Source organism: Streptomyces mirabilis, from assembly GCF_018310535.1.
GTDB lineage: Bacteria > Actinomycetota > Actinomycetes > Streptomycetales > Streptomycetaceae > Streptomyces.
Genome location: NZ_CP074102.1, coordinates 5,152,568 through 5,175,047 on the forward strand (window position 1 = coordinate 5,152,568; position 22,480 = coordinate 5,175,047).

The window sequence follows — 22,480 nt, forward strand, 5'->3', positions numbered from 1 at the left end:
AGACCGCGGGTGCCCTCAGGCCGTGACGACGGTCGGGGCGCACTGGGCCGAATGCATCGGCATCTCGGTAAGACCCGGGTAGTAAACGTGCAGGCTCACGGCCGGTTCGAGGGAGTCGTTCACGACCTCGTGGATGTACCCCGGCGCGAACACCCGCTGGGATCCTGCCCCCAACGCGCGGGTGTCGCGCTCCGTGCGCTCGGTCAATGCGCCCTCCAGGACGGTGAGTACGCCGGAGGAGCGCCCGTGGTCGTGGAGTCCGCTGCCTTGTCCGGGCACCCAGGACAGCAGCCACACCTCGTAGCCGGGTCCGGTGCGCAGCCGGTGGTACCAGCGGGAGGTCGCGTCGTACTGGACGAGGTGCTCCCACTGGGAGCGGTCGGCGGCGATGGAGCGGGCCAGGCCGACGAACTCGGACACGGTGGCGGGGTGCTCGCGCGGCGGCTGGAGCAGGTGCGGTACTTCGAGGATGTCGCCGGCGATCTGGAGGTCGCTGTCGCTGTTCATGGGTGCGGTGGTTCCTCGGCGGAGAGCTGGGGTGTCGCGGGGCCGTTTCCGTCCGGGTCACGGACGGGGAGGGTGCCCTGGTACGGGCGATCGCCCCGGAAGCGGGGCGGGGATTCGCCTCAGTGGCGGCGAGGCAGCCGGAGCGCGGTACGGCTCAACAGCTGGGACAGCAACAACAGCTACAGCGAGCGCGGGCAGCACCGTGGGACCCGGCGGTGCGGGTCGAGGTGAGTGCCAAGTTCGCGAGCATGCCCACAAGGACATCGGTTCACACCTCGACTGTCAACTGCATGTCCGCTATGTGGGAGATGTTTCACCTCATCCGGTTCATCTGTGTGGCGAAAGGTTTGTTCTGTAGCCACCCCGGACACATGGCGCACAACCGGGCGCACAAACCTCGATGCGATCCCGTGATCCAAATGTGATCCGGTTCGCTTCGGAGTCCGCGTCGGAACGAGATCGAACTTCTGGGCGTCCTTCCCAGTAGCGGGTCGGAAGTCCGGGCGGGCCCTTTGAGGGTGTCGGGGTTTATGCCGATTTGAACACTTTCCGCATAGCCTTGGTTCCGCAGAGTGAATAAGGGGCCCAATAGCAGATCTCGGCTTGACTGGCCCGGATCGGCACACTTGTAATTTCACTCGTGTCGTTCAGCCGAAATCGGTAACGGCAGCATCACGGGGACGCGAAAGACAGACGAGGGGCGCACATGACCGAGCTGGTGCAGCAACTGCTGGTCGACGACGCGGACGAGGAACTCGGCTGGCAGGAGCGCGCGCTGTGCGCCCAGACCGACCCCGAGTCCTTCTTCCCGGAGAAGGGCGGCTCCACCCGCGAGGCCAAGAAGGTCTGTCTCGCCTGTGAGGTCCGCTCCGAGTGCCTGGAATACGCGCTCGCCAACGACGAGCGGTTCGGCATCTGGGGCGGTCTGTCCGAGCGCGAGCGCCGAAGGCTGAAGAAGGCCGCCGTCTGACCGAACGGCGCGCACCCCTCGTACCGATACCGGCAGGTAAGAACGGCCCGTCGCAGGTGGGTTATCCACAGGCGGCGGGCCGCTGTGTTGCCCAGCCGTTAGTGTGGGCCCTCGTCCGAGACGTCCCGCTGTCCCCGCTGGACACAGGCGTCCACCGCAGTCCATCGAACCGGGGCCCGTACCTCGATGTCCGTGCACAGCCATTCGGCAGTCCCACACGACGCCGCCACACCTGAGTTTCCGCGCCACGTGGTGACCGCGGTCCTCGTCTCCCACGACGGCGCCCGCTGGCTGCCCGAAGCGCTCGCCGGTCTGCTCGGCCAGGAGCGCCCGGTGCAGAACGCGGTGGCGGCCGACACCGGCAGCGCGGACGACTCCGCCCTGCTGCTGACCGACGCACTCGGCGCCGACCGGGTGCTGCACCTCGCCCGGCGCACCGGCTTCGGCCAGGCCGTCGAGGAGGCCATCCGCGGCGCCGGCATGCTCACCCCGGACGACCTGCCCTATCTGAAGCGCCCCAGCGGCTGGGACCCGGTCACCCGGACCTGGCGCGACGACGCCTACGACATGCCGGAGCTCCCGCACGGCGAGCCCGAGCAGTGGCTCTGGCTGCTGCACGACGACAGCGCCCCCGAACCCGACGCCCTGGCCCAGATGCTCCGGGTCGTGGAGAGCGAGCAGGAGTTCGGCAGGGAAGTCGCCGTGGTCGGCCCCAAGCTGCGCGGCTGGTACGACCGGCGAGCGCTCCTGGAGGTCGGCGTCACCATCGCCAACTCCGGCCGCCGCTGGACGGGCCTGGACCGCCGCGAGCAGGACCAGGGCCAGCACGACCACGTCCACCCCGTGCTCGCCGTGTCCACCGCCGGCATGCTGATCCGGCGCGACGTCTTCGAGGAACTCGGCGGCTTCGACCGCCGACTGCCCCTGATGCGTGACGACGTCGACCTGTGCTGGCGCGCCCACGCCGCCGGGCACCGCGTCCTCGTCGCCCCCGAAGCGGTCGTCCGGCACGCCGAGGCCGCCTCCCGCGAGCGCCGCACCGTCGACTGCGTGGGCCGCACCGCCGCCTCCCCGCACAAGGTCGACAAGGCGGGCGCCGTCTACACCCTCCTCGTCAACGCCCGTACGGCACAGCTGCCCTGGATCCTGATCCGGCTCGTCCTCGGCACCCTGCTGCGCACCGTCGCCTACCTCGTGGGCAAGGTCCCCGGACAGGCCGTCGACGAGATCCGCGGCCTGTTGGGCACCCTGCTGCGCCCCGAGCGGATCCTCGCGGGCCGCCGCAGACGCGGTCGCCCCCAGGTCGACAAGGGCGAGCTGCGTGCCCTGTTCCCGCCGCCCGGCGCCACCGTGCGGGCCACGGTCGAGCAGGTCGCGGGCAACTTCATGGGCAGCGACGACCCCGACGCCACCACCGGCGTCGGACGGCACGGCGGCGCGGTCGAGTCCGGACCCGGCGGCGACGACGCCGACTTCCTCCAGATCGAGCAGTTCGCCCGGCTCAAGCGCATCGCCCGCAACCCCGGCCCGATGCTCTTCCTGGTGCTGCTGTTCGTCTCCCTCCTGGCCTGCCGCGGCCTGCTCGGCAGCGGATCGCTCGCGGGCGGCGCGCTGCTGCCCGCGCCCGCCGACGCCTCCGAGCTGTGGTCGCGCTACGTCGACGGCTGGCACCCGGTGGGCGCCGGCGGCACGGAGACCGCGCCGCCGTACCTCGCGCTCGTCGCCCTGCTGTCCTCCCTGCTCCTCGGCTCCACCGGGCTCGCGGTCACCGTGCTCCTGGTGGCCTCCGTCCCGCTGGCCGGCTTCGCCGCGTACTTCGCCTCGCGCCCCCTCGTCGAGTCGCGCCTGCTGCGCGCCTGGGCGTCCGTGGTGTACGCCTTCCTGCCCGCCGCGGCCGGCGCCCTCGCCGGCGGCCGCATCGGCACCGCCTTCCTCGCGATCCTGCTGCCGCTCATCGCGCGCGCGAGCATCGCCGCCAGCGGGCTGGCGCACTCCTCCGGAGCGCGCGGCAGCTGGCGCGCCACCTGGGCGTACGCCCTCCTGCTGACATTCACCACGGCGTTCACGCCGATCGTGTGGCCCATCGCGCTGGTCCTCGGAATCGCCCTCCTCGTAGTGCGCCGAAAGGAGATCACCGCCTACGGGCCGCGTTTCCTGGCCCAGCTCGGCACCCCGCTGCTGGTCCTCGCCCCCTGGTCGCTGACGCTGCTCCCGTTCGGCTTCTTCAAGGAAGCCGGGATGCCCTACGGCGCGAGCGCGGCCTCCGCGCTCGACCTGCTCGGCGCCAGCCCCGGCGGTCCCGGCACGGTCAGCGGGCTGATGCTCATCGGCATCGTGCTGGCGGCCCTGGCCGCCCTGATGCGCAGCGAGCGGCAGCGAGCGGTGTGGGCCGCCTGGGCCGTCGCCCTGGTGGCGCTCGTCTTCGCCGTGCTGTCCAACAAGTCGGCCTGGGCGGGACCCGCCACCCTCGTCTACGGCCTCGCACTGCTCGCCGCCGCCACGGTCGGTGCCGACGGGGCACGCGCGCGGGTGGCAGAGCAGAGCTTCGGCTGGCGTCAGCCGGTCGCCGCGCTCATCGCGTTCGCCTCGGCCGCCGGCCCGCTGCTGGTGGCCGCCGGATGGGTCCTCGGCGGCGCCGACGGTCCCGTGGAGCGCCGCGACCCGGTGCAGGTGCCCGCGTTCGTCGCCGAGGAGAGCGGCACCCGCGACCAGGCCCGCACCCTCGTCCTCGACAGCGACTCCGGCGCCCGCGTCGGCTACACCCTCGTCCGCGGCTCCGGCGCCCGCATGGGCGACGGTGAACTCGCGGCCGAGGGCGGCGAGAACAAGAAGCTCGACAAGGTCGTCGCCAACCTTGTCGCGGGCTCCGGCGCCGACCAGGCCAACCAGCTCGGCGGCTTCGCCGTGCGCTACGTCCTGGTCCGCAAGGGCGCGCCCCGTGAGATGAGCCGCGTTCTGGACGCCACCCCGGGCCTGACCCGGCTCAGCCAGCAGGACGGCAGCGCCCTGTGGCGCCTGGACAGCCAGGTCTCGCGTGCCTCGATCGTCCCCAAGTCCGGCGAGGCCCTGTCCATCGCCGCCGGACCCGTCGAACTGCACACCACCATCCCCTCCGGGGGAGAGGGCCGCGTGCTGCGCCTCGCCGACACGGCCGACGCGGGCTGGACGGCGACCCTGGACGGAAAGCCGCTCACTCGCACCACCGTCGACGACTGGGCGCAGGGCTTCGAACTGCCCGCGAGCGGCGGCAGGCTGGACGTCACCTTCGACGCCCCGATGAGCCACACCGGCTGGCTGTGGGCCCAAGGCGCGCTCGCCGTCGTCCTCGTGGTCCTCGCCCTGCCCGGGCGGCGCCGTGACGTCGACGACGACCTCCCCGAGGAGCCGGTCGTCCCGGCCCAGGACGCCACGGGCGAGGGCCGCCGCGCCCGCCGTCTGCGCGCCCAGGCCGAGGCCGAGGCGGAGCAGTCCGACCAGGCCGTCCAGGAAGAGGGCGCCCTTCCTCCTCCGGAGGAGGAGGCCGAGCAGACGCCCGCGTCGGTCCCGCAGCAGCAGGCATACGACGAGTGGGATTCGTCGACCTACGCGGGCGCCGAGTACGGCTACGGCGGCGAGCAGTACCAGGGCCGGCAGCAGTACCCGGCGGGCACCTACGAGCAGCCGTACCAGGCGGACCCCTACCAGGCGGGCCAGTACGACCCGTACGCCTACGGGGGCACGGCAGCGTACGACCCGATGCAGACGTACCAGGGCTACGACGGGACCGGCCAGGGCTACGACGCCGCCTACGACCCGAACACGCCCCCGCAGCCGCCGCACGGCACCGACAGTGAGCGCCCCGACGGGAGCCAGCAGTGAACCGCACCACCCTGTCCCTGATCGCCGGCGCGACCGCGCTCGCCGCCGTCACCGGATTCGCCTCGCTCAACGCGCCGGCCGCCTCCGGCGACAACACCGCCAAGGCGGCCACCCAGCAGCCCGTGGAGCGCACCAGCCTGCTCTGCCCGCAGCCCAGCACCTCCGAGATCGCGGAGACGGCGTACACGTCGTTCACGCCCGTCACCCAGGGCACCGCCGACAGCGGCAAGGCCGAACTGCAGGCCGCGGCGGAGGAGTCGGCGGACTCCGCGAGCGGCAAGAAGACCGGCAAGAAGACCGTGAAGGCCGCCCTGAAGCCGGCGGAGCCCGGCAAGCCGGCCACCGGTGACGGCTCCGGAGCCGAGCCGCCCGCCCTCGTCGGCACCGCCGAGGGCAAGTTCGCGCCCGGCTGGACCGTCCAGGAGACCACCGCGGTCGCCGCGGGCACCGGCCGCGGTCTGCTCGGCACCAACTGCACCGCCCCGGACACCGAGTTCTGGTTCCCGGGCGTCAGCACCGCCACCGGCCGTACCGACTATGTGCACTTGACCAACCCCGACGACTCGGCGGCCGTCGTCGACGTCGAGCTGTACGGCAAGGACGGCACCCTCAAGTCGACGGTGGGCGAGGGCATCACGGTCCAGCCGCACGCCAGCGAGCCGCTCCTGCTGAGCACGCTCGCGAGCGGGCAGCAGACCGACCTCACCGTCCACGTGACCGTCCGCAGCGGCCGCGTCGGCGCCGCCGTCCAGGCCCTGGACGACAAGATCGGCGGGGACTGGCTGGCCGCCTCCACCGACCCGGCGGGCAGCCTCGTCATGCCGGGCATCCCCAAGGACGCCACGGCCGTGCGGCTGGTCGCCTTCGCGCCCGGCGACCAGGACGCCGACCTGAAGATCCGCCTCGCCTCGCCCTCGGGCCTGATCACACCGGCCGGGAACGAGACGCTGCACGTCAAGGCCGGCATGACCGCGGCGGCCGACCTCGGTGACGTCACGCGCGGCGAGGCGGGCTCCCTGGTGCTCACCTCCACCGGAACCTCGGCACCGGTCGTCGCGGCCCTGCAGGTGGTGCGCGGCAAGGGCAGCAAGCAGGAGATGGCGTTCATCCCGGCCACCAGCCCGGTCGGTGCGCGCGCGACGGTCGCCGACAACAGTTCCAAGGGCACCACGCTCGCCCTGTCCGCCCCCGGCCGGAGCGCCCAGGTCAAGGTCACCGCGTCCGCCGGCAGCGAGGGCGGTACGGCGACGACGAAGACGTACACGATCAAGGGCGGTACGACCCAGGACATCGACGCACCGGTCCCGGCCGGTCTCAAGGGGACGTACGCCCTGACGGTCGAGCCCGTCTCCGGAGGCCCCGTCTACGCCTCCCGGACCCTCGCCTCCGCCCAGGAGGGTGTCCCGGGGTTCACGATCCAGACCCTCCCGGACGACCGCGGGACGGTGGCGGTGCCGGAGGCGGACCAGGATCTGTCGGTGCTGCTGAAGAAGTGATCCCGTAGGGGTGATCCACCGGGTCCTCAAGGGGGACCCGGTGGCGCGCCGACCGTGCTCCCGGTAGTGCTCGGGTGGGCCTCAGTCCTCGCCGTAGCGTGGGTCCACCGTCTCCGGTGTCAGTCCCAGCAGCTCCGCGACCTGCTCCACGACGACCTCGTGCACCAGCGCCGCGCGCTCGTCGCGGCCCTTGGTGCGGATCTCGACCGGGCGACGGTAGACGACCACACGCGCGGGATGGTCCTCGAACGCCGGGATCGTGCCCCCCAGAGGCACCGCCTCGTCGCTCCAGCCCTCGCCGGAGCCGCCGAGGCGGGGCACTTCGAGGACCATGAAATCGATGTCGGCGAGTTGGGGCCAGCGCCGCTCCAGCCGCTCCACGGAGTCCTGCACCAGGTCCGCGAAGACCTCGGCGCGGCTCGCGGCGAGCGGCACCTGGGGCGGCGCGACGGGGCCGCGCATGCCCCTTCCGTGGCGATCACGACGGCGGGGCCCGGGTGCGGCGGCGGTGGGCGGTACGGGGGTGTCCATCACTGACGAAGAGTAGTCCCCACGAGGTCCGCGCGCCCGGCCCCCACGCGGCGGCCCGCGGCCCGGGGCAGGAAGCCCGGCGAACGTTCCGGATGTCGCAGGATGACCATTCCAGCCAAGCTTGGGCTCGATTCCGTATCCCTCCAGGACCGTCGCTCACATGGCAATTGACGTGGTTTGCACCAAGTGGTGACCGGATTCAGGTCTGTTCGGCATCTCGCCACGGGATGTCGCCCCAGGTCAGAGCGGGCGGTCCGAAGGCTTGTGTGGGCGGACTCACAGCACGACACGGTGGGGTGACCGGGGGGAGAGTCGTCGCGGCCCGCTCAAGAGTGCGGTACCGTCCAACGTCGTGAGCCCTGTACGTCGCTGTTCGCGAACCGCTTGCGGCCGCCCCGCCGTCGCGACGCTGACGTACGTCTACGCCGACTCGACCGCGGTCCTCGGCCCGCTCGCCACCTACGCCGAACCCCACTGCTACGACCTGTGCGCCGAGCACTCCGAGCGCCTCACCGCGCCGCGCGGCTGGGAGGTCGTCCGGCTCGCCGACGCCTCCGCTCCCTCCCGCCCCAGCGGTGACGATCTGGAAGCGCTCGCCAACGCGGTGCGCGAGGCGGCCAGGCCGCAGCAGCGCACCGCCGAGGCGGGTGGCGGCGCCCGCTCGGCGGACCCGATGGAGGTCGCGCGCCGCGGCCACCTACGGGTGCTGCGCTCGCCGGACAACTGAGCGTCCGCCCCCTCCGTATCCCGGGGCGACCCCACTGAGCTTCCTCCCTCGGCTCCATCGAGTCGTGCACGCCCATTGACGAGGGCTTGTCGCGGACACGACCATTTTCCCGTCCGCGAGAAAACGCTTTCCGCATCGCGGAATCCCCCGCGTGGCGGAATCCGGGGAGGCGCCCGTGTACGTCCAGAAACTGGAACCCGTGGCCGACTCGCTGGGCCTCTCCGCCCTCGTGGCGACCCTGCCCCTCGTCATCGTCCTCGTCCTGCTCGGCGGCGTCCGCATGAAGGCGCACCGGGCCGGACTCATCGGCCTCCTGGCCGCGTCACTGGTCGCCTGGCTCGCATACGGCATGCCGGTCGGCCAGACACTCTCCAGCGCCGCCCAGGGGGCCGTTTTCGGCCTCTTCCCCATCCTGTGGATCGTCGTCAACGCCCTGTGGGTGTACCGGATGACCGTCTGCACCCGGCACTTCGACGTCCTGCGCCGCTCGTTCGGGCGGCTGTCCGACGACCCGCGCATCCAGGCACTCGTCGTCGCGTTCTGCTTCGGCGCGCTCCTGGAAGCCCTCGCGGGCTTCGGCGCGCCCGTCGCGATCTGCTCGGTGATGCTGGTCGCGCTCGGCTTCGACCCGGTGCGCGCGGCCGTGGTGGCGCTCGTCGCCAACACCGCACCGGTCGCCTTCGGCGCGATGGGCACACCGGTCGTCACACTCGCCCAAGTCACGGGCCTGCCACTGGATTCCGTCGCCTCCGTAGTCGGCCGTCAGACCCCGCTACTGGCCCTCGTCGTGCCCCTTGTGCTCGTCGGACTGGTCGACGGCCGGCGCGGGCTGCGGGAGACCTGGGTGCCCGCCCTGGTGTGCGGAGTCGCCTTCGCCGCCGCCCAGTTCGCCGCCTCGAACTACGTCTCCGCGCAACTCGCCGACATCGGCGCGTCCTTGGCGGGCGCCGCCGCCCTGGTCGCCGTACCGCATGCGCGCAGGCCCGCCGCCGAGCCCGTACGAGCGGCGGTCCTGACCGGCGTACGCAGCGAGGACCTGGACCAGGAGGATCCGCGCCCCGAGGTCGTGCGCGCCTACGCCCCGTACGCGCTGATCGTCGTCATCTTCTCGATCGCGCAGATCCCGGCGGTCAAGGACTGGCTGGCGCACGCGACCCGTACGTACGACTGGCCCTTCCTGGACGTCGTCACCCCCGAGGGCAAGCCGGTCGGGGGCAATGTCCTCACGCTCCCGCTCCTGTCGACCGGCGGCACCCTCGTCCTGCTCGCCGGACTGTGCACGGCCGTCGTACTCGGGGTGCACGCGCGTGTGGCGGTCGAGGAATGGGCGGCGACGGTGCACGAGTTGAGGTTCGCGATCCTGACCGTGACGTCCGTGCTGGCCCTCGCCTACGTCATGAACCTCTCCGGACAGGCGGCCACGATCGGCCACTTCGTGGCGGCGGCCGGAGCGGGGCTCGCCTTCTTGTCACCCGTTCTGGGCTGGTTCGGCGTGGCGGTGTCCGGCTCCGACACCTCGGCGAACGCCCTTTTCGGTGCCCTCCAGGTGAGCGCGGCCCACGAGTCGGGGCTGTCTCCTGAACTGCTCGCCGCCGCCAACAGTTCGGGCGGAGTGCTCGGCAAGATGATCTCGCCGCAGAACCTGACCATCGCGTGCGCGGCGGTCGGGCTCGCGGGCCGTGAGGGCGACCTGCTGCGCAAAGTGCTCCCATGGAGCGCCGGGCTGCTGCTGATCATGTGTCTGATCGTGCTGGGCCAGAGCTCACCGGTCCTCGGCTGGATGCTGCCCTGACGGCCGGATTCGACCCCGTGCGTTACCCCCGGGTGACGCTGGGGCCTCCCAGATGACGGGTGAGCGTCCGATCGGCCCCTTCACGCCGGGCTGTCAGCCGGTACGGGTAGTTTGGGGCGACCGAAGTGGACTTCTGGAAGGTTGGCCGTGACTGCTGATCTGTCGCAGCTCGTGAAGGCGTACGACGTACGCGGGGTGGTCCCGGACCAGTGGGACGAGTCGATGGCCGAGCTGTTCGGGGCGGCCTTCGTCCAGGTGACCGGAGCGGACGCCATCGTGATCGGGCACGACATGCGGCCCTCGTCGCCCGGCCTGTCGCGCGCCTTCGCACGCGGAGCCGCGGCACGCGGTGTCGACGTGACCGAAATCGGCCTGTGCTCCACCGATCAGCTGTACTACGCGTCCGGTGCGTTCAACCTGCCGGGCGCCATGTTCACGGCCTCGCACAACCCCGCCCAGTACAACGGCATCAAGATGTGCCGCGCGGGCGCCGCCCCGGTCGGCCAGGACACCGGCCTGGCCGAGATCCGCGAACTCGTCGAGTCCTGGCTCGACTCGGGCCTCCCGACCTCCGACGCCACACCGGGAACGATCACGCAGCGTGACACGTTGGAGGACTACTCGGCGTACCTCCGCTCGCTCGTCGACCTGACCCACATCCGCCCCCTGAAGGTCGTGGTCGACGCGGGCAACGGCATGGGCGGGCACACGGTGCCGACGGTCTTCGAGGGCCTTCCCCTCGACCTCGTACCCATGTACTTCGAACTGGACGGCACGTTCCCGAACCACGAGGCGAACCCGCTGGACCCGGCGAACATCGTGGACCTCCAGCAGCGCGTGCGCGAGGAGAGCGCCGACATCGGCATCGCCTTCGACGGAGACGCGGACCGCTGTTTCGTCGTCGACGAGAACGGCGACCCGGTCTCCCCGTCCGCGATCACCGCCCTGGTCGCCGCCCGCGAACTCGGCAAGCACGGCGGCGGCACGGTCATCCACAACCTCATCACCTCCTGGTCGGTGCCCGAGGTCGTCCGCGAGCACGGCGGCACCCCGGTCCGCACCCGCGTCGGCCACTCCTTCATCAAGGCCGAGATGGCCCGCACCGGCGCGATCTTCGGCGGCGAGCACTCCGCGCACTACTACTTCCGCGACTTCTGGAACGCCGACACGGGCATGCTGGCCGCCCTGCACGTCCTCGCCGCTCTCGGCGGCCAGGACGGCCCGCTCTCCGAGCTCGTCGCCGAGTACGACCGCTATGTCGGCTCCGGCGAGATCAACTCCACGGTCGACGACCAGGCGGCCCGTCTCGCCGCGATCAAGGCCGCGTACGAGGGCCGCGAGGGTGTCACCATCGACGAGCTCGACGGTCTGACCGTCACCTCGGACGACTCGTGGTTCAACGTCCGCCCCTCCAACACGGAGCCCCTCCTCCGCCTGAACGCCGAGGCGAAGGACGAGGCGACGATGGCGAAGGTACGCGACGAGATCCTGGAAATCATCAGGGGCTGAACACCCCGGGTGCCGTTTCCCCCCGACGGTCGTCCGACCACGGGGTGGGTGTGGATCCGCTCGCGCAGTTCCCCGCGCCCCCAAAAGCCCCGGCCCACACGGCGTTGCCAGCCCGGGGCCGGGGCCGGAAGCCAATCCCCACCCGGCGCGTGAGCACAAGGCCAAAGCCCGAACCCCACCCACCCCGGCCTGCACCTCCGGCCCGTCCGCCGTTTGAGGCCGAGGTCAGAGACCGATGCCCCACCCACCCCGGCCCGCATCTTTCAGCCCGTCCGGCGTTTGAGGGCGAGGCCGTTCAGGCCGATGCGGGGGTCCAGGGGGCGCAGCGCCCCCTGGCGGGGGTGAGGGGGCGGAGCCCCTGGGGATGGGTCGGGCAGGGGCGGCGGGGGCGAAATCACCCCGCCCACACACCCCGGCACCCCACCCCCCACAGCGGTACGCTGACCAGGCCGCATCCACCCTGTTCGAAAGGACACCCCATGCCGCTCGAAGCCGGCCTCCTGGAGATCCTCGCCTGCCCGGCCTGCCACGCCCCGCTCAAGGAGCAGGAGAGCGAGCTGCTCTGCACGGGCCAGGGCTGCGGTCTCGCCTACCCGGTCCGGGACGGCATCCCCGTACTCCTCGTCGACGAGGCCCGCCGCCCCGGGTAAACACCCTCACCGGCGACACCCACCCCACAGGCGAATCAGGCGACAGAGGCAACACACCGGCGATCGGGAGGCTGCCGACCCATGCTCGACGAATCGCTGCTCGACGACCCAGAGGCGCTCGCCCGCGCCGACCGTCGCGAGCTGCTCCGGGGCGCCGCGGAGGCCGGCGCCCGTGTGCGTACCGCAGTCCGGCACGCCACGGAAGCCGGAATCGCGGAACTGAAGCCGGACGGCCGCCCACGCGCCGTCCTGATCGCCGGCCCCGGCCTGGCAGCCACCGGCGTCGCCGAACTGCTCGGCACACTCGCCGGAGCCAGCTGCCCCATCACCCGGCTCACCCCCACCGGCGTCGCCCCCGCCTCCGGTGCTCTCCGCTGGGAGCTGCCCGGCTGGGCGGGCCCGGTGGACCTCCTGCTGATCGCCACCCCCGACGGCAGCGAACCAGGCCTCGAACTCCTGGTCGAGCAGGCATACCGGCGCGGCTGCTCCGTCGTAGCGGTGGCCCCCGCCGGCACCCCGATCGTGGAGGTGGTGCAGGGCACGCACGGCCTGTTCGTACCGATGGCGACCGCCCCGTACGAGCCGATCGAACCCCTCGCGGCCTCCGCCCCCGGCGTCCTGTGGGCCCTGCTCACCCCGTTGCTCGTACTGCTGGACCGCACCGGCCTGGTCTCCGCCCCGCCCGAGGCGCTGGAGAAGGTCGCCGACCGCCTCGACCGCGTCGCCGAACGCTGCGGCCCGGCCATCGCGCCCTACAGCAACCCGGCCAAGACGCTCGCCGCCGAGCTCGCCGAAGCACTCCCGGTGATCTGGACGGAGGGCACCTCCGCGGGCCCCGCGGGCCGCCGCTTCACCGCCGCGCTCGCGGAACTGGCCGGTCGCCCCGCCCTCACCGCGGAACTCCCCGAAGCGCTCGCCGCCCACAGCGTCCTGCTCTCGGGCGCGCTGGCCGCGGCCGCCGACCCCGACGACTTCTTCCGCGACCGCGTCGAGGAGCAGCAGGTCCTCCACGCACGTGTGGTCCTCCTGCGCGACCGCCCGGCCGGCGGCCTCACCGCCGGGCCCGCCGCCCGCGAGCTGGCCCTCAGCCACGACACCGCGATCAGCGAGCTCGAACCCGAGGAGGGCGGCGACCTCGAAACCCTCGCGGAACTGATCGCCGTCACGGATTTCGCCGCCGTTTACCTGGCGCTCGCTTCAGGGGCCTGATCTTGTAGCCAGGCATCCCGATCGGCCCCGGCCGACCCGGGACTCTTGACCAGCGCAGCGCACGTACGGAGAGAACGACACACATGGACCGCCTCGACAACACCGTCCGCCCCTACGCCTGGGGCTCGACCACCGCCATCCCGCGGCTGCTCGGCGTCGAGCCGACCGGTGAACCGCAGGCGGAGATGTGGATGGGCGCCCACCCGGGCGCTCCCTCCCGCACGGCGCGCGGTCCCCTCGACGAGGTCATCGGCGAGGACCCTGAGAAGGAACTCGGTCGCGCGGCCGTCGCCAAGTTCGGCCCCCGCCTGCCGTTCCTGCTCAAGATCCTCGCCGCGGGCGCGCCCCTCTCCCTCCAGGTGCACCCCAACCTCGAACAGGCGAAGGAGGGGTACGAGGACGAGGAGCGCCGCGGCATCCCGATAACCGCCTCGCACCGCAACTACAAGGACGCCAACCACAAGCCCGAACTGATCTGCGCCCTCACCGAGTTCGACGGCCTGTGCGGCTTCCGCAGCCCCGACGAGGCCGCCGAAGTGCTCGCGCGCCTGGACGTCGACTCCCTCAAGCCGTACGTCGACCTCCTGCACGCCCACCCGCAGGACGCGGCGCTGCGCGAGGTCCTGACCGCGGTGCTGAGCGCGGACCCCGACGACATGGCCCACACGGTCACCGAGGCCGCGGCCGCCTGCGACCGTCTCGGCGGCGCCTACGCCCCCTACGCCGACATCGCCCACCACTACCCGGGCGACCCCGGCGTGATCGCCGCGATGCTCCTCAACTACGTCCAACTCCAGCCCGGCGAGGCCCTGTTCCTCGGCGCCGGCGTCCCGCACGCCTATCTGAACGGCCTCGGCGTCGAAATCATGGCCAACAGCGACAACGTCCTGCGCTGCGGTCTGACCCCCAAGCACGTCGACGTCCCCGAACTCCTGCGCATCGTCCGCTTCGAGGCGAGCGACCCCGGCGTCCTGCGCCCGGAGGCGTCCCCCGACGGCGAGGAGGTCTACGCGACCCCCATCGACGAGTTCCGCCTCTCCCGGTACACCCTCGCGGAGGGCGCCACCCCGCACGACCTCACGCGCGGCACCCCACAGATCCTGCTCTGCACGGCGGGTTCCGTACGCGCCGACGGCAACACGCTCGCCCCCGGCGAGTCGGTCTTCGTACCGGCGGGAGAAAAGGCGGAGGTGTCCGGGTCCGGCACGATCTTCCGTGCGACAGTGGTGGCCTGACGAGGCGACTGTGACGGCCAGACGTACCGCCGTCGGACCGGGCTGCAACAATGGCCCACCGCAAAGGGCGGGCAAAGCCCGGACCGGCGTACGAGGGTACGAACGGGGCCCGGACGGCGTACGAAGGGACAGCAGGAGCACATGAGCGCTTCAGGCGGCACCAAAGCGATCGTGGCGGCACTCGGCGCCAATCTCGCGATCGCGGCATCGAAGTTCGTGGCGTTCGCCTTCAGCGGTTCGTCCTCGATGCTCGCCGAGGGCGTCCACTCGCTCGCAGATTCCGGCAACCAGGCCCTGCTCCTGATCGGTGGCAAGAAGGCCCAGCGCGAGGCGACCCCCCAACACCCCTTCGGCTACGGCCGCGAGCGCTACATCTACGCCTTCCTCGTCTCGATCGTCCTCTTCTCGGTCGGCGGCATGTTCGCCGTCTACGAGGGCTACGAGAAGATCAAGCACCCGCACCAGATCGAGCACTGGTACTGGCCGGTGGGCGTCCTGGTGTTCGCGATCATCGCCGAGGGCTTCTCCTTCCGTACGGCCATCAAGGAGTCCAACGAACTGCGGGGCACGCACTCCTGGTCGCAGTTCATCCGCCGCGCCAAGGCCCCCGAGTTGCCGGTCGTCCTCCTGGAGGACTTCGGCGCGCTCATCGGTCTGGTCCTCGCCCTCGGCGGCGTCGGCCTCGCCCTGCTCACGGACGACGGTGTCTGGGACGGCATCGGCACGCTCTGCATCGGCATCCTGCTCATCCTGATCGCGCTGGTCCTCGCCGCCGAGACCAAGTCGCTCCTGCTGGGCGAGGCCGCGGGCGCCGAAGAGGTCAAGAAGATCGAGGCCTCGATCGTCGACGGCCACACGGTCACCGGCATCATCCACATGCGCACGCTCCACCTCGGCCCGGAGGAGCTCCTGGTCGCCGCGAAGATCGCCGTCCAGCACGACGACACGGCCGCCGAGGTCGCCACCGCGATCAACGCCGCCGAGTCCCGCATCCGCGCCGCCGTCCCGATCGCCCGCGTGATCTACCTGGAACCGGACATCTACAGCGAGGCGGAGGCCGCGAAGGGCCCGAACCCCGAAGCGACCCCCGGGGGCCCCGCCCAGACACCGTCCGAACACTGACCCGCCCGGCACCCACCCGCCCGAAGACGAGCCCCACACCTTGTCCGGGAACGTCCGTTGGCCGGAGCCGGACTGGGGCGGCCCGGGGCGACCGGTGTAGCTTGGTGGCTGAGCCAGACGTCGCTGCTGATGGCGGTCGGGCGGTCCCACCGCGGACCGGCCGAGGGAGAGAGGGCCTCCGACGGACTGCGCTGCGCGCACCAGGCACACCTGTGTCCTGCTGTGGGGCACGTCCGTGCCCTGCTCAGGCATGCGTATGTCCGCGCCGCGCAGACAGCCGTATCCACCTCGCCCCAATCCAGACCACGAGGAGCAGCTCGCAATGACGACTGTCGACAACCGACAGGACTTCAAGGTCGCCGACCTCTCCCTGGCCGAGTTCGGCCGCAAGGAGATCACCCTCGCCGAGCACGAGATGCCCGGCCTGATGTCGATCCGCAAGGAGTACGCCGCCACGCAGCCCCTCGCGGGCGCCCGCGTCACCGGCTCCCTGCACATGACGGTGCAGACCGCCGTCCTCATCGAGACCCTGGTCGCCCTCGGCGCCGAGGTCCGCTGGGCCTCCTGCAACATCTTCTCCACCCAGGACCACGCCGCCGCCGCCATCGCGGTCGGTCCGAACGGCACGCCCGACAACCCGCAGGGCGTCCCGGTCTTCGCCTGGAAGGGCGAGACCCTGGAGGAGTACTGGTGGTGCACGGAGCAGGCCCTGACCTGGCCGAACACCCCCACCGGCGGCCCGAACATGATCCTGGACGACGGTGGTGACGCCACCCTCCTCGTCCACAAGGGCGTCGAGTACGAGAAGGACGGCAAGGTCCCGTCCGTCGACACCGCCGAGTCCGAGGAGCACCGCTTCGTCCTCGAACTCCTGCACCGCACCATCACCGACGGCTCGCAGAAGTGGACCCAGCTCGCCTCGGAGATCCGCGGCGTGACCGAGGAGACCACGACCGGTGTCCACCGTCTCTACGAGATGCACCGCGACGGCACCCTCCTGTTCCCGGCGATCAACGTGAACGACGCCGTCACCAAGTCGAAGTTCGACAACAAGTACGGCTGCCGCCACTCCCTGATCGACGGCATCAACCGTGCCACCGACGTCCTCATCGGTGGCAAGACCGCAGTCGTCCTCGGCTACGGCGACGTGGGCAAGGGCTGCGCGGAGTCCCTGCGCGGCCAGGGCGCCCGCGTGATTATCACCGAGATCGACCCGATCTGCGCCCTGCAGGCGGCGATGGACGGCTACCAGGTCACGACCCTCGACGAGGTCGTCGACAAGGGCGACATCTTCGTCACCACGACCGGTAACAAGGACATCATCATGGCCTCGGACATGGCCAAGATGAAGCACCAGGCGATCGTGGGCAACATCGGCCACTTCGACAACGAGATCGACATGGCCGGCCTCGCGAAGATCCCGGGCATCGTCAAGGACGAGGTCAAGCCGCAGGTCCACACGTGGAAGTTCCCCGACGGCAAGGTGATCATCGTCCTGTCCGAGGGCCGCCTGCTGAACCTGGGCAACGCCACCGGCCACCCCTCGTTCGTGATGTCCAACTCGTTCGCGGACCAGACCCTGGCCCAGATCGAGCTGTTCACCAAGCCCGACGAGTACCCGACCGACGTCTATGTGCTGCCCAAGCACCTCGACGAGAAGGTCGCCCGCCTCCACCTCGACGCCCTCGGCGTCAAGCTCACCACGCTCCGCCCGGAGCAGGCCGCGTACATCGGCGTAGAGGTCGAGGGCCCGTACAAGTCGGACCACTACCGCTACTGAGCACCCCGCCGAGCAGCGGTACCACCGCTCGGCGTACGGATGTCAGCAGGCCCCTGCCCCCGTGGCGGGGGCCTGTCCCCGATGAGGACCTGAACGCCCATGCCCCGCGGTCGTTATTCGCTCCATGATCCGCACGATCACACCCCCCTCGCCGAAGAACACTTCCACTGCGCGCCGGGCCCCTCCGGCTGGCGCTATGTCTCCCAACTGACCACCCCCTCTGGCGACCATGCCGGCTCCGTCGACCTCGCCCTCGACGAACTCGGCCGCCCCATCCGTCTCGAACTGCACGCCGCGAGCTGGCAGGTGCGTGGCGCCGCCCTCGACGGCGTGACGTGGGTCCGCACCGACCCCACCGGCACCGAGGCCACCGAAGGCAACGTCCGCGCCCACGCCTTCACCGGCACATCCCCCGCCTTCCTCGTCGCCACCGCCCGTCTTCTGCGCCTCACCCCCGATGCCCCCGCAACCCGCGTACGCCTTGTCGCCTTCACCGACCCGGTGCTCGCCCCGCGCACCGTCGACCAGTCCTGGGCCTTGATCTCGAGAGAAACACACGCCACTGACAACGGCCCCCTGACCGTGGACGAATACCAGGTCACAGCCCTGGACACGGGGGATCAGCACGCCGTGCACCTCGCGGGAGACGTGGTCCTGGCGGCACCCGGCGTGGAGCTCGAGCACCTCGAATCCCCGCCGTCGGTCTTCGCCTGACGACGCCGGGACACGGTTCGGAGCGGGTTCAGGCGGGCGGCGCGAACCCGGTCGACGGGCGTTCGACCGGCTCGTCCCGCGGTACCGCGGGCGGCGCATGCTGCGCCGACGCTGCCGGGCCCTCCGAGGCCGGGGACGCCGAGGAATACGGGTCCCGCTCCGAAGCGGGCGAGGAGGTACCCGACTGCGGATAGGCCTGCGGATAGAAGTGAGCACCTGGCTGCCCCATGACAGGGCCGCCGCCCGCGCCGGGCATCCCGGCGACGAACCCGCCCGGGGCCCCGGGTACCGCCGGAGCGCTCCCGCCGCCGAAGGCCCGCCGGGCGTCCCGCGCCTGCCGTTCCTGCACCACGGCCGCCAGATAGGCGGCCGCCGGCACCCCCTGCGGCGCCGGAGCCCCCGTACCGGCGGCCAGATCGGACGCGAGCCGCTCCGCCATCGCCCCGCCGACCTGAGGGTCCAGCTGCCTCATCCGCGTCAGGTACTGACGAATGGCCAGCCACAGGCCGTCCGGCACGGCCGACAGATCAAGTCCGGAGAACCGCCCCGCCAGCCAGGGCGGCGGCGGAGGCACGAAGGCCGTATGTCCGACGGGAATGCGTTCCCGCACGACGAGGGTCCCCGCGAACACGTCACCGAGCCGCCGCCCCCGAGCCGACACGAGCGAGGCGATGCACGCGATGATCCCGAACGTCATCAGAATCTCGACCACACCGATCGCACCACGCACCAACGCGTGCCGGAACCGGATGGGCCCCCCGTCGTCCCGCACCACCCGCAGCCCGAAGGCCAGCTTCCCCAGCGAACGGCCGTGACTGAGTGTCTCCACCGCGATCGGGCCGCCCACCAGCAGCAGAACGAAGCTCGCGATCGACACCGCGATCCGCGCCGCATCGTCCAAGGCCGCCGTCGCGGCCAGCAGGCCGATGGTGACGATCAGATAGGCGGTCATCGACACGGCCAGATCGAGCAGCACGGCCAGCGCCCGGCTCGGCAGTTTCGCGGGGCGCAGCTCCAGCGCCACCGCCTCGCCCGTCACTAGCTCACTCACACTCGCCGTCCTTCCCCTGACCTGCCCTGAGAACGGTCAGTCTGCCAAGCTGAGGGCACATCGCGCCGCAGTACGACAAGCTGACACGCAGTACGAGAGGACGAGGAGCAGCAGAACCGATGGACCTCGACGTCTTCGCGTCCGCCCACCGCGCCGAGTGGGACCGTCTCGACGCCCTGCTGCGCCGCCAACGCCGGCTCACGGGAGCCGAGGCCGACGAACTCGTCGCCTTGTATCAACGTACGGCCACGCACCTCTCCCTGATCCAGTCCAGCGCGCCGGATCCGCAGCTCACCGGTCGACTGAGCCAACTGGTGGCACGCGCGCGTGGCGCCGTGACAGGCAACCGCCGCGCCTCGTGGCGCGATGTCACCCGCTTCCTCACGCACGGTTTCCCGGCGGCGGTATACCGATCACGCCACTGGTGGGTCCCCACGGCGCTCCTGTCGACCCTGGTCGGCGTCGTCCTGGGATGGTGGATAGGCACGCACCCCGAGGTCCAGTCCTCGATCGCGGCCCCCAGTCAGCTGCGCCAGCTCACACGCCCCGGCGGCGAGTACGAGACCTACTACTCGAGCCACCCGGCCGCGTCCTTCGCGGCCCAGGTCTGGACGAACAACGCCCAGGCCGCCGCGATGTGCCTGGTCCTGGGCATCTTCCTGGGGCTACCGGTTCTCTGGATCCTCTTCCAGAACATGCTCAACCTCGGCGTGGGCATAGGCCTGATGTCGTCGGCGGGCCGCCTCGACACCTTCCTGGGCCTGATCCTTCCGCACGGCCTCCTGGAACTGACCGCCGTCTTCGTGGCCGCGGGTACGGGTCTGAGACTGGGATGGACCCTGATAGACCCGGGCCCCCGCTCGCGCCGCACGGCACTCGCCGAAGAGGGACGCGCCGCTCTCGGCATGGCGATCGGCCTGGCTCTGATCCTCTTCGTCTCGGGCGCCATCGAAGGCTTCGTCACCCCGTCCGGTCTCCCCACCTGGGCCCGTGTCGGCATAGGAATCGCCGCTGAACTGGCCTTCCTCGCGTACGTCTATGTCCTGGGCGGTCGCGCGGTATGGGCCGGCGACACCGGTGACGTCGACGAGTCCGAGCGCAGCGCGACTCTTCCGACGGCCGCCTGATGTGCGTTCACCCCCGTTGACCTGCTAGTCTCCTCTTCGCCCCACAGGAGCCGTTGACACGGAGCCGGTGGGGAGGTAGATTCGAACAGTTGCCTAGAACTGGACAAGTCCAGACGGTGGCAGTTACGATCTGCCAGCTTCTTGTGAATGCGATTCTCGAGAAGCACCTCCCGATCATTCAGGACTGAGCGGCCGGTAAGGCCGGTCAAAAACTTCTGATAAAGTCGGACTCGCCGAAAGAGAGCCGGAAGGCAATCGAATAGGCAAAGGCCCTCCAACGGCCACCGGAAATGAATTCCGACCGGAAACGGAACGGAAAACGGATCTGGTAAGGTTGGAAACACAGAAGGGAAGCGCCCGGAGGAAAGCCCGAGAGGGTGAGTACAAAGGAAGCGTCCGTTCCTTGAGAACTCAACAGCGTGCCAAAAATCAACGCCAGATATGTTGATACCCCGTCTCCGGCCGATCGGCTGGGACGAGGTTCCTTTGAAAAAGTCCTGCCGGGCACTGTCCGGTAGGCGCACAGCGAGGACGCTGTGAACCGAGGGGATTATTCCTCTCCTTGGTTCCGCTCTCGTGGTGTCGTCCCGATTACGGGAAAACATTCACGGAGAGTTTGATCCTGGCTCAGGACGAACGCTGGCGGCGTGCTTAACACATGCAAGTCGAACGATGAAGCCCTTCGGGGTGGATTAGTGGCGAACGGGTGAGTAACACGTGGGCAATCTGCCCTTCACTCTGGGACAAGCCCTGGAAACGGGGTCTAATACCGGATAACACCTGCCCGGGCATCCGGGTGGGTTAAAAGCTCCGGCGGTGAAGGATGAGCCCGCGGCCTATCAGCTTGTTGGTGAGGTAGTGGCTCACCAAGGCGACGACGGGTAGCCGGCCTGAGAGGGCGACCGGCCACACTGGGACTGAGACACGGCCCAGACTCCTACGGGAGGCAGCAGTGGGGAATATTGCACAATGGGCGAAAGCCTGATGCAGCGACGCCGCGTGAGGGATGACGGCCTTCGGGTTGTAAACCTCTTTCAGCAGGGAAGAAGCGAAAGTGACGGTACCTGCAGAAGAAGCGCCGGCTAACTACGTGCCAGCAGCCGCGGTAATACGTAGGGCGCAAGCGTTGTCCGGAATTATTGGGCGTAAAGAGCTCGTAGGCGGCTTGTCACGTCGGGTGTGAAAGCCCGGGGCTTAACCCCGGGTCTGCATTCGATACGGGCTAGCTAGAGTGTGGTAGGGGAGATCGGAATTCCTGGTGTAGCGGTGAAATGCGCAGATATCAGGAGGAACACCGGTGGCGAAGGCGGATCTCTGGGCCATTACTGACGCTGAGGAGCGAAAGCGTGGGGAGCGAACAGGATTAGATACCCTGGTAGTCCACGCCGTAAACGGTGGGAACTAGGTGTTGGCGACATTCCACGTCGTCGGTGCCGCAGCTAACGCATTAAGTTCCCCGCCTGGGGAGTACGGCCGCAAGGCTAAAACTCAAAGGAATTGACGGGGGCCCGCACAAGCAGCGGAGCATGTGGCTTAATTCGACGCAACGCGAAGAACCTTACCAAGGCTTGACATACACCGGAAACGGCCAGAGATGGTCGCCCCCTTGTGGTCGGTGTACAGGTGGTGCATGGCTGTCGTCAGCTCGTGTCGTGAGATGTTGGGTTAAGTCCCGCAACGAGCGCAACCCTTGTTCTGTGTTGCCAGCATGCCCTTCGGGGTGATGGGGACTCACAGGAGACTGCCGGGGTCAACTCGGAGGAAGGTGGGGACGACGTCAAGTCATCATGCCCCTTATGTCTTGGGCTGCACACGTGCTACAATGGCAGGTACAATGAGCTGCGAAGCCGTGAGGCGGAGCGAATCTCAAAAAGCCTGTCTCAGTTCGGATTGGGGTCTGCAACTCGACCCCATGAAGTCGGAGTTGCTAGTAATCGCAGATCAGCATTGCTGCGGTGAATACGTTCCCGGGCCTTGTACACACCGCCCGTCACGTCACGAAAGTCGGTAACACCCGAAGCCGGTGGCCCAACCCCTTGTGGGAGGGAGCTGTCGAAGGTGGGACTGGCGATTGGGACGAAGTCGTAACAAGGTAGCCGTACCGGAAGGTGCGGCTGGATCACCTCCTTTCTAAGGAGCATCTAGGCCGCCAAGCTTGCTTGGTGGTCCAGGGCCATTACGTCGGCACACGTTCGACGGTGG

16 protein-coding genes and 1 rRNA gene are annotated in these 22,480 nt (G+C 70.1%); 14 read left to right on the plus strand and 3 right to left on the minus strand.

Features of this window, described 5'->3' with window-relative positions:
* Positions 1-15: 15 nt before the first annotated feature.
* Complete coding sequence (locus SMIR_RS22865; protein ID WP_168492228.1) at positions 16-507, minus strand: cysteine dioxygenase; 492 nt, start codon at positions 505-507, stop codon at positions 16-18.
* Between the two features lie 706 nt (positions 508-1,213).
* Here SMIR_RS22865 and SMIR_RS22870 point away from each other — a divergent pair.
* From SMIR_RS22870 to SMIR_RS22880, 3 genes are all read left to right on the plus strand, one after another.
* Positions 1,214-1,477, plus strand: coding sequence for a WhiB family transcriptional regulator (locus tag SMIR_RS22870; RefSeq protein WP_003975777.1), 264 nt, complete (start codon positions 1,214-1,216; stop codon positions 1,475-1,477).
* A 186-nt stretch (positions 1,478-1,663) separates the two neighbouring features.
* Entirely contained in the window at positions 1,664-5,335 is a 3,672-nt protein-coding gene (locus tag SMIR_RS22875) for a glycosyltransferase family 2 protein (protein WP_212727309.1), read from the plus strand.
* On the plus strand, positions 5,332-6,831 hold the full coding sequence (locus SMIR_RS22880) for a DUF5719 family protein (protein WP_168492225.1): 1,500 nt from the start codon (positions 5,332-5,334) through the stop codon (positions 6,829-6,831). Before SMIR_RS22875 ends, SMIR_RS22880 begins: the two co-directional genes overlap by 4 nt.
* Before the next feature lie 81 nt (positions 6,832-6,912).
* Here the strand turns inward: SMIR_RS22880 and SMIR_RS22885 are convergent, their stop codons facing one another.
* On the minus strand, positions 6,913-7,362 hold the full coding sequence (locus tag SMIR_RS22885; RefSeq protein WP_168501073.1) for a metallopeptidase family protein: 450 nt from the start codon (positions 7,360-7,362) through the stop codon (positions 6,913-6,915).
* Between the two features lie 352 nt (positions 7,363-7,714).
* On the opposite strand from SMIR_RS22885, the gene SMIR_RS22890 reads away from it, so the two are divergent.
* From SMIR_RS22890 to SMIR_RS22930, 9 genes are all read left to right on the plus strand, one after another.
* Positions 7,715-8,089, plus strand: coding sequence for a DUF3499 domain-containing protein (locus SMIR_RS22890; protein WP_211118721.1), 375 nt, complete (start codon positions 7,715-7,717; stop codon positions 8,087-8,089).
* A gap of 175 nt (positions 8,090-8,264) precedes the next feature.
* A complete protein-coding gene (locus SMIR_RS22895; RefSeq protein ID WP_168501072.1) occupies positions 8,265-9,881 on the plus strand; it encodes an L-lactate permease in 1,617 nt (538 codons plus the stop codon).
* Positions 9,882-10,028: 147 nt separating this feature from the next.
* A complete protein-coding gene (locus SMIR_RS22900; RefSeq protein ID WP_168492224.1) occupies positions 10,029-11,390 on the plus strand; it encodes a phosphomannomutase/phosphoglucomutase in 1,362 nt (453 codons plus the stop codon).
* Between the two features lie 479 nt (positions 11,391-11,869).
* Positions 11,870-12,040, plus strand: coding sequence for a Trm112 family protein (locus SMIR_RS22905; protein WP_168492218.1), 171 nt, complete (start codon positions 11,870-11,872; stop codon positions 12,038-12,040).
* A gap of 81 nt (positions 12,041-12,121) precedes the next feature.
* Positions 12,122-13,249, plus strand: coding sequence for an SIS domain-containing protein (locus SMIR_RS22910; protein WP_168492216.1), 1,128 nt, complete (start codon positions 12,122-12,124; stop codon positions 13,247-13,249).
* Positions 13,250-13,332: 83 nt separating this feature from the next.
* Positions 13,333-14,484, plus strand: coding sequence for a mannose-6-phosphate isomerase, class I (gene manA, locus SMIR_RS22915; protein WP_168492214.1), 1,152 nt, complete (start codon positions 13,333-13,335; stop codon positions 14,482-14,484).
* A gap of 141 nt (positions 14,485-14,625) precedes the next feature.
* Complete coding sequence (locus SMIR_RS22920) at positions 14,626-15,606, plus strand: cation diffusion facilitator family transporter (RefSeq protein WP_168492212.1); 981 nt, start codon at positions 14,626-14,628, stop codon at positions 15,604-15,606.
* A gap of 322 nt (positions 15,607-15,928) precedes the next feature.
* Entirely contained in the window at positions 15,929-17,386 is a 1,458-nt protein-coding gene (gene ahcY, locus SMIR_RS22925; protein ID WP_054230216.1) for an adenosylhomocysteinase, read from the plus strand.
* A 99-nt stretch (positions 17,387-17,485) separates the two neighbouring features.
* Positions 17,486-18,100: a hypothetical protein gene (locus tag SMIR_RS22930; RefSeq protein ID WP_168492209.1), complete on the plus strand. Its 615-nt coding sequence runs from the start codon at positions 17,486-17,488 to the stop codon at positions 18,098-18,100.
* A 28-nt stretch (positions 18,101-18,128) separates the two neighbouring features.
* Here SMIR_RS22930 and SMIR_RS22935 read toward each other — a convergent pair whose 3' ends face one another.
* Entirely contained in the window at positions 18,129-19,151 is a 1,023-nt protein-coding gene (locus tag SMIR_RS22935) for an RDD family protein (RefSeq protein WP_168492205.1), read from the minus strand.
* A 119-nt stretch (positions 19,152-19,270) separates the two neighbouring features.
* On the opposite strand from SMIR_RS22935, the gene SMIR_RS22940 reads away from it, so the two are divergent.
* Both SMIR_RS22940 and SMIR_RS22945 read left to right on the plus strand, forming a co-directional pair.
* Positions 19,271-20,278: a stage II sporulation protein M gene (locus SMIR_RS22940; RefSeq protein ID WP_212727310.1), complete on the plus strand. Its 1,008-nt coding sequence runs from the start codon at positions 19,271-19,273 to the stop codon at positions 20,276-20,278.
* 604 nt (positions 20,279-20,882) lie between these two features.
* Positions 20,883-22,408, plus strand: a 16S ribosomal RNA gene (locus SMIR_RS22945).
* The last annotated feature ends 72 nt before the right edge of the window (positions 22,409-22,480 follow it).

Bases quoted from the DNA above. Each gene is read 5' to 3' on its own strand.
- SMIR_RS22910 (WP_168492216.1), top strand. From the start codon at position 12,122: ATGCTCGACGAATCGCTGCTCGACGACCCAGAGGCGCTCGCCCGCGCC.
- SMIR_RS22875 (WP_212727309.1), top strand. From the start codon at position 1,664: ATGTCCGTGCACAGCCATTCGGCAGTCCCACACGACGCCGCCACACCT.
- SMIR_RS22905 (WP_168492218.1), top strand. From the start codon at position 11,870: ATGCCGCTCGAAGCCGGCCTCCTGGAGATCCTCGCCTGCCCGGCCTGC.
- SMIR_RS22865 (WP_168492228.1), bottom strand. From the start codon at position 507: ATGAACAGCGACAGCGACCTCCAGATCGCCGGCGACATCCTCGAAGTA.
- SMIR_RS22870 (WP_003975777.1), top strand. From the start codon at position 1,214: ATGACCGAGCTGGTGCAGCAACTGCTGGTCGACGACGCGGACGAGGAA.
- ahcY (WP_054230216.1), top strand. From the start codon at position 15,929: ATGACGACTGTCGACAACCGACAGGACTTCAAGGTCGCCGACCTCTCC.
- manA (WP_168492214.1), top strand. From the start codon at position 13,333: ATGGACCGCCTCGACAACACCGTCCGCCCCTACGCCTGGGGCTCGACC.
- SMIR_RS22930 (WP_168492209.1), top strand. From the start codon at position 17,486: ATGCCCCGCGGTCGTTATTCGCTCCATGATCCGCACGATCACACCCCC.
- SMIR_RS22940 (WP_212727310.1), top strand. From the start codon at position 19,271: ATGGACCTCGACGTCTTCGCGTCCGCCCACCGCGCCGAGTGGGACCGT.
- SMIR_RS22920 (WP_168492212.1), top strand. From the start codon at position 14,626: ATGAGCGCTTCAGGCGGCACCAAAGCGATCGTGGCGGCACTCGGCGCC.
- SMIR_RS22885 (WP_168501073.1), bottom strand. From the start codon at position 7,362: ATGGACACCCCCGTACCGCCCACCGCCGCCGCACCCGGGCCCCGCCGT.